Consider the following 12,735-nt stretch of genomic DNA (forward strand, 5'->3'; position numbering starts at 1 on the left):
TATGGATTTTAAAGCGGTTTACCAAGGTAAAAAAGTCTTCTTGACTGGGCATACTGGCTTCAAAGGAGCTTGGCTTTTACAGTGGCTACACTTGCTAGGCGCTCAAGTGAAAGGCTACGCCTTGGCTCCCGAACAGGAAGATGATCTGTATAACCTCATTAAAGGTGATACACTGTGTGAATCAATTATTGCTGATTTGCGCGACAGAGAAAAGCTGGAAACAGAAATTGTATCATTCCAGCCCGACTTTATATTTCACCTAGCGGCCCAGCCACTCGTGCGCCTCTCCTATGAGATACCGGCTGACACCTTTGCCATTAACGCAATTGGTACAGCTTATGTCTTAGACGCAGTGCGCAAGCTAGAGAAGCCCTGCACTATCGTTCTTATCACCACCGATAAGGTATATGAGAATAAAGAGTGGGTATATCCCTACCGTGAAACCGACCGCTTAGGTGGGTACGATCCTTACAGCGCCAGCAAAGCCTGTGCAGAATTGGTTATCAACTCCTACGTACAATCATTCTTTAACCCGGCCGCATACGAGCAACACCGGAAAGGTATTGCCGTTGGGCGGGCAGGCAACGTAATTGGCGGCGGCGACTGGGCCAAAGACCGGATTATTCCGGACATAGTGCGGGCTCTGCAATTAGGGCAGCCTGTAAAAGTGCGCAATCCAAAATCTGTGAGACCTTGGCAACATGTATTGGAGCCACTAGGGGGCTACTTAGTATTGGGGGCCAAACTTGCTGCTGAGCCTCTTAATTATGGAGGAGCTTGGAATTTTGGCCCGCATGCAGAGGATAATAAGACAGTAGGAGACTTGGTTTCAATTGCACTAAAAATCTGGGGTAGTGGAAGCTATGAGCAGCCAAGCCTCACAAATCAGCCTCATGAAGCTGGCCTTTTGCAGTTGGATATTAGTAAGGCAACTACAAAATTAAAATGGCAACCAAAGTATACTGCTGCAAACGCTATTCACAAGACTCTGAACTGGTACAAAGCATTACAAGCTAATAAAAGTGCTGCAAGCCAGTTAGTACGCGCAGATATTGAAGCATATTACTATGCTTAAGGTATTAATAATTGGCGGAAGTGGCTTTGTCGGACGTCACATTCAGGAAATTATGGCAGGTGAGGTTAACTTGTTTTTAACAAGTCGCCAAGAACATGACAGTAATGATACTGATAAAGGGCTATATTTTGACTTAGCTAAAAAGGAAACTTGGAATAATGTATTAAAGTTAAACCCAGATGTAATTATAAATTCCGCTGGATATGGGGTAGTTAAGGAGGAAGTAGATTTAGAGACAATGTATGGTGTGAATTACAAATTTCCTAAGGAGTTTGTAAGCTATCTATGCACTCATTCTATTAAACCATTCTGGTTGCAAATTGGAACAGCTTTCGAGTACGACTTAAATACTCAGGTAATAACTGAAGATAGCCCGTGTGTTCCTATGACCCATTATGGAATGTCGAAATATTTATTTAGTAATTTTTTGCTGTCTTCAAGTAATACTCTTCAGTTCTTGATACTACGGCCTTTTGCTATGTTTGGCCCATATGAAACATCCAGTAAGTTTATACCATATCTTTTAAATTCTCAGTATGAGAATCGAGCTATAGAACTTTCGAGTGGAGAGCAAAAGCGGGACTATTTCTATGTTAAAGATTTAGCCATGTTTATTAAAAATTTATTACAAGGTAAATTTCTTGATTTAGAATATAATATAATAAATGTAGGTAGTGGAGTAGCTAGCTCACTTAGAGAAATTGCTTTCAATCTAAGTAAACAGATACCTGACTATAAGCCTCAGCTTTGGCAATGGGGGCGTATAGATCAAAGAGCTGATGAAAACAGCGTGTTCTATAATAATTCTACTAGAGCGAAAGAGCTTAATTTGGTTCTAACTCCTGTTGAAAAAGCATTTCAAGACACCATCTCTTATTATTTCAAGTAGTAGAGAAAAGCCCAAAAAAATGTATAAAAACTTTGACAACCAATTACAGGAGCTACTTACTCAGAAAGCTACTGACAATACGAAGAAGATCTTTATTCCAGGCCAAGATTATCTGCCGGTAACAGGCAAGGTATTAGATGCCGAGGATCTTCTTTATGGCGTAGACGCCACGCTTGATGGCTGGCTCACTACTGGGCGCTTTGGCCCTAAGTTCGAGCAAAAACTAGCGAAGTGGTTTGGTTGTAAATCTTCTCTCGTAGTCAACTCTGGTTCGTCGGCTAACCTAGTGGCTTTTTATGCCCTTACCTCTCCGAAGTTGGGTGACCGGGCTATTAAGCCCGGTGATGAGATAATTACGGTAGCTGCTGGTTTTCCGACTACTGTGAACCCTATGGTGCAGTTTGGTTGCGTGCCGGTGTTCGTAGACGTAGATATTCCTACCTACAACATCAAAGCCGAACTGATTGAGCAGGCTGTTACACCCAAGACCAAGGCGATTATGATGGCCCATACCCTGGGCAATCCATTTAACCTTGATGAAGTAATGCGCGTGGCTCAGAAATACAACCTATGGGTGATTGAAGATGACTGTGACTCTCTAGGAGCTACTTATAATGGAAAGAAAACTGGCACCTTCGGCGACCTAGCCACCCTGTCCTTCTACCCAGCTCATCACATCACGATGGGTGAGGGAGGAGCCGTGCTGATTAATAATATCCGTCTGAAAATGCTGGCTGAAAGCTTCCGCGACTGGGGTCGCGACTGTTATTGCGAGCCAGGAAAGGACAATACGTGCAATAAGCGTTTTTGCTGGCAGTTAGGCCAGTTGCCGTATGGCTATGACCATAAGTATACCTATTCGCACATTGGCTTTAACCTGAAGGTGACTGATATGCAAGCTGCTATTGGTCTGAGCCAGCTAAACAAAGCCGATTACTTCGTGCAGCGTCGTCGCGAAAACCATGCGATGCTGTATCAAAAGATGAAGCAGTTTGAAGAGCATTTTATCTTGCCCGAAGCTACTCCTAATTCTGATCCAAGCTGGTTTGGTTTCCTACTTACAATTCGAGATGGCAGCCCAATCGAGCGCCAAGACCTCATTCAGCATTTGGAAGACCATAAAATAGGTACGCGCTTACTGTTTGCTGGCAACTTGCTTCGTCAGCCTGCTTACCAAAGCATCGAACACCGAGTAGTAGGTAGCTTAGAGAACACCGATACAATTATGAATCGCTCTTTCTGGCTGGGTGTGTGGCCAGGATTAGAAGAGCAGCACTATGATTATATCGTAGAAGTACTAAATAAATTTTTTGCCAAATAGGGATGAAATACTTAATAACTGGGGGATGTGGTTTTTTAGGCTCTAATCTAGCTGCTGAGGTATTGAAGCAAGGAGCCGAGTTATTTGTTTTTGACAACCTCTCTAGAGAAGGTGCATTTTTGAATCTAAAATGGCTGCAGAGTAAAGGCGATTTTAAGTTTTATAATAGTGATATTCGCTCGTATAATGATGTAGAAAAAGCAGTAAGGGAGGTTAAACCAGATGTTTTGTTTCATCTAGCTGGGCAAGTAGCAATGACTACTTCATTAGATGACCCAAGACGCGATTTTGAAATAAATGTATTGGGTGGTCACAATGTGTTAGAATCAGTTAGAAAATTTTCTCCTGATACAATTGTGACTTATTCTTCTACTAACAAAGTATACGGGGATTTAGAAGATATTGAATATATTGAAACAGATACAAGGTTTATTGCTAAGGGTTATGAAAGTGGATTTGATGAAAGTTTAAGGTTGAATTTTCAATCACCATATGGCTGTTCTAAAGGAGCTACTGATCAGTACATGCTGGATTATGCCCGCATGTTTGGGCTGAAGACAGTAGTGTTTAGGCACTCTTCCATATTTGGAGGACGTCAATTTTCTACCTTCGATCAAGGTTGGATAGGATGGTTTGTAAAACAAGCAGTAAATATAAAGAATAGACATAATAAAGAGCCTTTTACAATTTCTGGTACAGGTAAACAAGTTCGTGATGTGCTATTCGCTTCCGATTTAATATCATGTTATTTTAAAGCTATTGATAAAATTGAGACAACAGCTGGTAACGTTTACAATATAGGAGGAGGAGTAAATAACAGCCTCTCATTAATAGAGCTGTTTAAGCTGTTAGAGGATAAGATGTCTATTCAAATGGCTTATCAAAAGTTGCCGGTTCGACAGAGTGATCAAAAAGTTTTTATTGCCTCAATTGATAAGGCATTGAATGATTTTGGATGGTCACCAAGCGTGTCTAAGGAAGTTGGTGTCGAGAGTATGATTCAATGGGTAAATGAATAATAGTATGGATAATGCTTTGCTTCTCTCTCTGGTTATCCCAACATACAATCGAAGTAAATACCTTGATAAACAAATTGGATGGGCAGTTGAAAGTATAGGCGATAAATGGGATAATATAGAGCTGGTTGTATGTGATAACGCGTCTGAAGATGCGACTAAAGAAATATGTGCTAAATGGAAAAAAATACTAGATAATAAGATAACTATAATAGTTAATAATAATAATATAGGTCTTGTTAGAAATTGTTTACTTGGAATTTCCAAAGCCAAAGGAGAATTTGTTTGGCTTATCGGTGATGATGACCCTATTCAAGTAAGAGCTGTTGCTTCTGTATTGTCAACCATCAAAGACAATAGGCAGTTGAATGTAATACACTTAAACCATAGATGTGTTTCAGGAATTGATGGTAGTATTATTATACCTAAATTTTATTCTGTAGATAGAGATATAATCACAGATAAGGGTTCTAAAGAGTTAAGTAAACTATTGGAAAGTCACCATACAGGAGGGTTTATGTTTATTACAGCCAATGTAATAAATAGAAATGCTGCCGTCTGTTTTATGGAAGATACTCCCCCTGAAGAAGACAGTTTGCTGGCATACCCTATGTTACTGAACGCTGGGTTAGCCAGTATGGGTGGGTTTTGCCTACTTGAGTCATGTTATTTAGATTGTGTTTACCATCAATCTAGCTGGAGTAATAAATATGAGGAAGTTTCTTATGAAGAGGTTCCGAGAACACTGTTTAAGCTTAAAAGCAAGGGGGTCAGTAATAAAGCAATACTATTTTGTCTTAACCACCAGTACCAAGGCCTTCATAGCTTAAAAGATACTTTATATATTCTTAGAAAAGATCCACTATATTTTAAGACGGATAAATTTAAGAAATGGGCTAAAAGATGGGCTTTAAAGAACTCTCTAAAATGGAAACTGGTGTCTCTATAATAGTGTGCTGCTATAACAGTGTGCCTCGTTTACCAGCTACTTTGAGGCACCTAGCTGGCCAAATTGTTTCCAAGCATATACCTTGGGAGGTTGTTGTGGTTAACAATAATTCTTCGGATGATACGGCTTCTGTGGCAAATAAGGAGTGGGAAAAATATAATATCCCCGTTCCTTTCAAAGTTGTAGAGGAATCTACTCCTGGTTTATCCCATGCCCGAGAAGCAGGTATGCGTAATTCAACACAGGAGCTCATTATTTTCTGTGACGATGATAATTGGCTAGAGCCGGACTATGTTCAAAATGCCGTAGACATTATGGCAGCTAATCATTCTATCGGAATATTAGGCGGTCTGAACACTCCCATTGCCGATGTGGAGATACCTAGCTGGTTTCATAACTTTAGCGATGGTTACGCCTGTGGTCCGCAAGCAGCTCAAGATGGTCCTGTTGATCCTAACAGATTATACATTACGGGTGCTGGGATGGTGATAAGAAGGAAGATATTTGCTGAACTCGATGCCTTTGGCTTCAAGTCACAAATGTTGGATAGAAAAGGAGAAGAACTGTCATCGGGTGGAGATACAGAGCTCTGCTTTGCAACTGCTATTCTAGGCTACGAGCTATACTATTCGTCCAAGCTTAGATTATTTCACTACATGGATGAGAAAAGACTCACATGGAGTTATCTAATCAAGCTCTATAAAGGACATATGAAGTCTTATTATAAATTGTTGTTCTACAAAAGAATATATCATGGAACTCCATTAAACAAAAGTTGGACAAAAGAGACTATCGATAGAATCAAAAAGGAAAGCGCTAACAATGCTTTTGCAATGGTATATCACTCTTACGTGAAGGATAAAACTACTGTGAAGGACGTTTATAACATTGAGAGAATAAATGAGATGGAGGTATGGAAAGCGCATTTCAATGCCCGAAATGAATATAAAAAATTAATTAGCTATTTTTGTAAAATAGAAGAAGCTGCAAAGCGAAAGAAAGAGGAGAATAGATGGTAGGTTTTTCAATAGTTCTCTGCACTTTCAATGGGAAAAGTCGTTTAACTCCGACTTTGGCGCATATTGCTGCACTACGGCTTCCCAGTAACTATAAAGCTGAATTAGTATTCGTTGATAATGCTTCTACTGATGGAACTGCGGCGTTTGCAGTTGAAAGCTGGAAAAATCTAGGAGAACCTTTTCCAATTCACGTAATAGAAGAAAAACGTGCTGGCAAAGGCTATGCTGTCGAAAATGGGTATGACTCGGCTCAATACTCGTACATATTAACAGTAGATGACGACAATTGGCTGAATCCGGATTATCTCATTAAAGCTGTCGCGCTTTTCGCTGCTCATCCACAGGTAAGTATCTTACAGGGGATGAGCGAAGCTGTGCTTGAAGGATCTCCTCCTACCTGGTATAATGATCCGAGAATAACTAAGCAATTGGTAATAGGAGGCCCTTTCGAGGCCTCTTGCTATTTTCCTAAAAACTACTTTTACGTTTGGGGGGCCGGATTAATCATAAAGCGTGACGATTGGATAACTCTCCGTGAAAGGGGGCTGTCCTTTCTGACAAGCAAACTACCAGGTAAGGCTGCTGGAGAAGATTCAGAGTTAGGGTTAGGCCTAGCGCTTTTAGGAAAGCAGGCTTACTACTCCACTGAATTAAGGTTCAAGCACTACATGCCCATAGGAAGATTGACGTGGGATAAATTAAAGCAGAATTATGAGGTTTTAGGATATGTGAGCTATTACATGTCTCTCTACGCAATTATTATTGATGTAGTTAGAGCAGGCAAAAAGTTTAGTCCTTTAATGTTCAAAATTCAATTTTTCAAAAAGTGGTTTGAACATTCAAGCCTACTGACACTAAAACAGCATGTAGCTTACTGGGTAATGCCTAAAGAAGAGTATTACCAACTTATGTTGGCAGAGTATTACTCGAGGTTAAAGTGGTATAATCAACTTTCAAAAAACGTCATGAAGGATGTTGAAAAAATTGAAAGCTGGGCTATTCCACTATTGGCTGAAAACAAAGATTTTCGGTGGCCGTAATAGCCTGCTAAACTAAACTTGAAGTTTGAAGCATGAGAAAAAGCATACATATAGCACTAGCCTTTGACGAACAGTACTTAAACCCGTTTTTCGTGCTGCTCACCTCTATATTTTTGAATAATAAAGGAGCTGATATTTGTGTTCATTTAATTGCAACGGGGCTTTCTTCCGCTGCTGAAAAAGAAATAACCGCATTTGTTCATTCTAAAGAAGCGGAAGTTAATTTTTATGATAATGATATTGATGATGTAAGTCAATTTATATTGCCTGATCATGAAGATAATTATTTAAGTGTAGCAATATACTATAGACTATTCTTTCCGTTTTTAATTGAAGAAACCATTGCAAGACTTCTCTATATTGATGTAGACACTCTTGTAGTAGGTGATTTGAGTGATCTATTCTTAATAGATATGCAGGGAAAACCAGTAGCAGCTGTTACTGATACTGATATGCCAGTTAGAAGAGATCTGGGTATTGAATCTGTTGATGATTACTTTAATTCAGGAGTTTTATTAGTAGATATTAATGAATGGAAAAAACAGCGTATAACTGAGAAGGCACTACAAATAATTAAACAAGAGCCCGAGCTTATCAAGGGATACCCTGATCAAGATGCACTTAATATAGTATTGAAAGACAACTGGTATAAACTTCCGGTTGAGTATAATTTAATGCGCTTGTATGTGCCAAATGAGGTGCCTAGAAGAAATCTAAACAAATTCGTTGAAGATCAGAAAATTATACACTATAACGGAAAAAAACCATGGTTTAGCGATTGTGAACATAGACTACGTTATATATATAAGGGATTTGCCAATCTGTCTCCGCGGCCAGAAGCAGGTAAAGTTGTTAAGGTTAATCTCACAAGTGAGAAAAGAAATAAACTGTTTAGAGCAAGGATGGTAGAATTCTACTTCGATCATCCAGAATTAATGTTTATATGGCGAAAATTGAAAAAAGCATTAAAGTGAACATATAATAACTAGTTCGCATATAGTACCCTTTAGATAAAAAAAATTGGTTTGACTAGTTGCAATCATCGGTAAATCTTCAATTATAGATAAGCCTTTAGATGGTATATTGCCTTAAGAAGCATTGCCTTCACGACTACCGTAAAAAAGGGGGTGCCATTTATATGGCACCCCCTTTTTTGTAAAAAAAATTATGGTCTATGGCCTAAGATAGCCCGCTTAACTGATCCTAACATCGGAGTTTTTAAATAAAAATTCAATAATTTATTATACAATAACTTTTTAGCAAAATGTGGAGAAAATCTAATATCAAGGTATTTTAGATTTGACCTCATAGGTGATAAGGACTGATATTGAAACCATTTATAACCATAAACGTGAGTGCATTCCGTTAAAATATTCCACGGTTTTGGCCCGCTAAAGTGAATAATAACTTTATCTTTTAAAAAACTATCTAGAATTTTTCTGTCGGTTGTATTTGGACAGTGGATGCCAGTTAGGTTATACTTAGGGTCAAGTTTATACCAATTGCCAACCAATACCATATTGAGTGCGTCCTGGTCAGCGAAATTTTTTATGCGCTCTGGGTGTTTATACACTACCTCAACTACTCTTTCCTTAACATTTTTCTTTTTCCATAAATCAATATCAATTAATGTTACTCCAGCATTAAAATACTCTCCTGTTTCTGTTATGCCAAGTTCAGGGCGGATCGGCATCCAATCATCAGGTACAGCTGCAATCGGATTATCGCCATTATCTGTTTGATACAAAGGAAGTAGGTCTCCAACTACTACAGTATCTATATCTATATAAATAATTTTCTTTACCGATTCTGGAACTAGGTCTGCGAAGAATAAGCGGTAATATGTCGCTATAGTTAAATGGGCTCCCTCATGATCAGGTAGAGCGAATCCTTCTACTAAAGATGGATCGATACTGTAAAAACTTATGTCACCGCCATTACTTTTAACGTAAGTATCGAGAGAACTCTTGTCGGCATCAGAAATGCCAGTAGCAATAGCATGAATGCCAATACTATGTTCTTTATTATGGTTAAAGATTGAAGCTAATAGCACATAAAAAGGGGAAAGGTACCCTTTATCAAATGAAAAGCCTAAGTGAATTGTAGATTTTTCAACCATATACCCGTTTGTTTTTAAAGACAAATGTAAGGATATATGTCTAAATACTAGGTTGCCCTCATACCAAAAAAGTTACACAAACTCGATAAATAACTATTAAAGAGCGAGAGAGTTAGGTATCCTTCACCTTGGCTGATAGTACAGATAGTAGAGCCATTACAGGGTTTATGCCGTACCTTTGCTAATTCAGTGATTGAACTAAGTAACCAAGGCCGAGACATCGGGCTGGAAGTTGCTAGTTGCACATTCCAGAACATTCAAAGGGAAGATGCTAAAAGGAAATATTTTAATAGAGGCTACTAATAGCATCATACGCTACCTTTCTCCAGCGGAAAAGAAGCAAGCTTTTGTAGTATTTTTACTGCAGATATTTGCATCATTCTTAGATGTGTTCGGCCTTGCCTCACTAATTCCAGTAGTTACACTGGCATCAAAACCTGGTTCTTTTAAAGAGCATCAATGGTCTTCAATCTTATATAATGCTATTGGATTCAAAAGCGAGACCATATTCTTTATAAGTTTAGTCGGCTTTATATTTATTTTCTTTCTTATCAAGAATCTATTTATAAGTTGGATAAATTATAAACAAGTGCAGTTTACGGCTAGTATAGCTCTCAAAATTATTGATAGCCAGTATGTTAAATATATAGGTTTGCCTTTTTGGAAGTTTCAAGAAATAGGAACTTTTGAGGTGGTTAACGAGGTATTGACAGTTCCTAATGCATATTTAAATGGCATTATTAGGCAGATGTTAGTATTACTATCAGAAGCAGTTATAGTCTTGATAGTAGTACTAGGCATTCTATTTTATCAGCCTACTTTATTTGTAATACTTGCTGTTGCTCTTGTACCCGCTACTATCATCACATATAAAGTATTACGGAATCGTTCTCAAGAGTTAGGCCACCAGCGAGATTTGCAAGCGCCTAAGGCTTACGGAATCGTAAGTGATACGTTTGCTGGTTATGTAGAACTTAAACTTGCACATAAACTACAACTCTTTCGACAGCGAATCAACGAAAATCAGGCTCTTATGCAAGCTTTAGATGCTAAAGCTTATGTATATGGACTAATACCAGTACGTATAATCGAGATGGTGTCTATCCTAGCGGTAAGCACTATTATTGTCTATTCGCTTTTGTTTTCGGATGACTCTAGTAATCTAATTACCATTGTTGGCCTGTTTGCTGCGGCAGCATATAAATTAATGCCTTCCGTAAACCGCATTTTAGCTAGCATGGTGACGATGAAGCATCATCTATACACATTAGAGGCTTTGGATGCTTACGAGGAGCTACAATGGAAGGAGCATGTAATTAAGCAGGAACAAACTATCAGCTTTCATAATCAAATCGAATTTGACAATATCTCTTTTACATTTCCTGGTAGCACTACACCTGTATTAAACGGAGTAAGTTTTTCTATAAAAAAGGGAGAAAAGATTGGTTTCATTGGAAGCTCTGGCTCTGGTAAAACCACTTTAATGAACTTACTCTTACGGTTTTATACTCAACAGTCAGGCGAAATTAGGGCTGATGGGGTGCCACTTCGCTTAGACAATACTGAAGCATGGCATCGGTTAGTAGGCTACGTTAAGCAGGATACCTTCTTGATGCAGGCCTCTCTTCGCGATAATATTACTCTAGGTGAAACAGATCCTGATCCGCAACGATTACAATATGCTTTAGAGCAAGCTTCTCTAGCTGATTTTGTTGCCTCCTTGCCACAAGGGCTTGATACAGTTTCGGGTGAACGAGGTGCTCGGTTATCTGGTGGACAGCGCCAACGTATTGGTATCGCGCGGGCCATGTACAAACAGACCCAGATTCTGGTGATGGATGAAGCTACTAGTGCGCTGGATACTCAAACTGAAAAGGAAGTTAGTGAAGCTATTAACAAGCTTTCGGCCACTGACATCACCATTCTGATTATTGCGCACCGCATAACCACACTGCGTCAGTGTGACCGAATTTATGAACTTAAGAACGGACAGATCGTAGCGGTTCACACTTATGACGAGTTGATCGAGCGGCATGTATAGGCATTGTTCATGTATGTATGCAGTGAATGTCGGGTTTGGTTAACGATAGAGTACATTAATGAGAGTCCTGATTTCCACATGGTCGTTGCAGGTAGGAGGAGGCGAGGTGTTGGCTATGAACCTTGCTGCCGAGCTGTACCGCCGTGGTCACGAAGTATTTGTATTCAACCAACACGCAGAGCTGGTTGACCCTGCACTAGTGGCTCGCTTGTTGCCACAGGGAGTTAAAGTGCTATCTATGGCGGATAATCCGATAAGCAGCTTCTGGGCCTATAAAATCAATGCGCTACAGCAACGCTTAGGACGTCCGGCTAGATTTTACCAGCGTCGGCAACAGGCTTATCTGGCGGAATGTCTAAGGCGCTATCAGATTGAGGTAGTCAGCAGCCACGCAACCGTTTCGGATACCATCTGCGCCCCTTTGGCAAAGCAGTTTGGTATTCCTCTGGTCATTACAGAGCATGGCGAATACAATAAGTTTTTGCTGGAGGGACGGCGCGACTTTCTTCCAATACTCCAGGCAGCCCAACGTATTTTAACAGTTTCTTATTACTGCCAGCATAATTTAGAACAGGCTTTTCCTGAGCTGCCTACTATCGAAACGGTATATAATGGCGTCGTAACAGAAGCACATGATGCGGCTGAAGTTCGAAAGCAGTTACACATCCCAGCCGATGCTTTCGTGTTCGGTATGGTAGCAAGGGGGCGAGAGGATAAGGGATGGGAGTATGCTATCAAAGCTTTCCAGCGGGTTAAGGCGGAGGTAAAGCCCAAAGGGCAGCCACTATATCTGGTGCTTGTAGGTGGTAGTCCGTATTTACAACAGTTGGCAGCTAAGTATATGGAAGATACCACCATTATCTTCACCGGTCAAGTCCCCAATCCTGATTTTTATGTGGCTTGTTTTCAAGTAGGCCTATTACCAACATACTTCCGTGCAGAAGCCCTACCCTTGGCAGTAATTGAGTATATGGTAAGCGGCAAGCCATCTATTGCAACTCAAGTAGGAGGAATTCCTGAATTGCTTGAGCCGCCAACTGGTCCAACTGGTTTATTAGTGCCTATTGAGTCAGCCACGTACACCCCTAACTTACCCGCGCTGACTGCTGCTATGCAACAGTACTATGAGCAGCCTGACTTGTATACGTCTCATGCCTCCAATGCTCTGCAGGCCAGTCGACAATTCATGATGGCAACTTGTGCGACGAAATATGAGCATGCATTTCAGACATCTGTGAGCTCATATTTTAATAAATAATGCTCATG

At 39.9% G+C, this 12,735-nt stretch carries 11 protein-coding genes; 10 read left to right on the forward strand and 1 reads right to left on the reverse strand.

Annotated features, from left to right (window positions below; translation table 11 throughout):
• The first annotated feature begins 1 nt into the window (after position 1).
• From rfbG to EU556_RS09360, 8 genes are read left to right on the forward strand one after another with little or no spacing between them, the layout of a single operon-like run.
• Positions 2 to 1,075 (forward strand): CDP-glucose 4,6-dehydratase, encoded by a 1,074-nt coding sequence (rfbG, locus tag EU556_RS09325; RefSeq protein ID WP_135433497.1) that lies wholly within the window; start codon positions 2 to 4, stop codon positions 1,073 to 1,075.
• Complete coding sequence (locus tag EU556_RS09330) at positions 1,068 to 1,964, forward strand: NAD-dependent epimerase/dehydratase family protein (RefSeq protein ID WP_135433499.1); 897 nt, start codon at positions 1,068 to 1,070, stop codon at positions 1,962 to 1,964. The genes rfbG and EU556_RS09330 overlap by 8 nt, the downstream gene beginning before the upstream one ends.
• The gene (gene rfbH / locus EU556_RS09335; RefSeq protein WP_245327542.1) at positions 1,921 to 3,285 is read left to right on the forward strand and encodes a lipopolysaccharide biosynthesis protein RfbH; all 1,365 of its coding nucleotides are present in this window, start codon (positions 1,921 to 1,923) and stop codon (positions 3,283 to 3,285) included. The genes EU556_RS09330 and rfbH overlap by 44 nt, the downstream gene beginning before the upstream one ends.
• 2 nt (positions 3,286 to 3,287) lie before the next feature.
• Complete coding sequence (locus tag EU556_RS09340) at positions 3,288 to 4,304, forward strand: SDR family NAD(P)-dependent oxidoreductase (protein WP_135433500.1); 1,017 nt, start codon at positions 3,288 to 3,290, stop codon at positions 4,302 to 4,304.
• Positions 4,305 to 4,308: 4 nt separating this feature from the next.
• Positions 4,309 to 5,250 (forward strand): glycosyltransferase family 2 protein, encoded by a 942-nt coding sequence (locus EU556_RS09345; RefSeq protein WP_167855520.1) that lies wholly within the window; start codon positions 4,309 to 4,311, stop codon positions 5,248 to 5,250.
• A complete protein-coding gene (locus EU556_RS09350; protein WP_210116253.1) occupies positions 5,229 to 6,269 on the forward strand; it encodes a glycosyltransferase in 1,041 nt (346 codons plus the stop codon). The genes EU556_RS09345 and EU556_RS09350 overlap by 22 nt, the downstream gene beginning before the upstream one ends.
• A complete protein-coding gene (locus tag EU556_RS09355; protein WP_135433505.1) occupies positions 6,263 to 7,309 on the forward strand; it encodes a glycosyltransferase family 2 protein in 1,047 nt (348 codons plus the stop codon). The genes EU556_RS09350 and EU556_RS09355 overlap by 7 nt, the downstream gene beginning before the upstream one ends.
• A gap of 32 nt (positions 7,310 to 7,341) precedes the next feature.
• A complete protein-coding gene (locus EU556_RS09360) occupies positions 7,342 to 8,283 on the forward strand; it encodes a glycosyltransferase family 8 protein (protein ID WP_135433506.1) in 942 nt (313 codons plus the stop codon).
• Between the two features lie 191 nt (positions 8,284 to 8,474).
• On the opposite strand, the gene EU556_RS09365 is transcribed toward EU556_RS09360, so the two are convergent.
• Positions 8,475 to 9,428: a glycosyltransferase family 8 protein gene (locus tag EU556_RS09365; RefSeq protein WP_135433508.1), complete on the reverse strand. Its 954-nt coding sequence runs from the start codon at positions 9,426 to 9,428 to the stop codon at positions 8,475 to 8,477.
• Positions 9,429 to 9,696: 268 nt separating this feature from the next.
• Between EU556_RS09365 and EU556_RS09370 the strand changes: the two genes are divergently transcribed.
• Both EU556_RS09370 and EU556_RS09375 read left to right on the forward strand, forming a co-directional pair.
• Positions 9,697 to 11,469, forward strand: a complete 1,773-nt coding sequence (locus EU556_RS09370) for an ABC transporter ATP-binding protein (protein WP_135433509.1) — start codon at positions 9,697 to 9,699, stop codon at positions 11,467 to 11,469.
• Between the two features lie 58 nt (positions 11,470 to 11,527).
• Positions 11,528 to 12,727: a glycosyltransferase family 4 protein gene (locus EU556_RS09375; RefSeq protein ID WP_135433511.1), complete on the forward strand. Its 1,200-nt coding sequence runs from the start codon at positions 11,528 to 11,530 to the stop codon at positions 12,725 to 12,727.
• The last annotated feature ends 8 nt before the right edge of the window (positions 12,728 to 12,735 follow it).

Origin of the sequence: Hymenobacter fodinae (genome assembly GCF_004745825.1) — a bacterium.
Classification (GTDB): domain Bacteria; phylum Bacteroidota; class Bacteroidia; order Cytophagales; family Hymenobacteraceae; genus Hymenobacter; species Hymenobacter fodinae.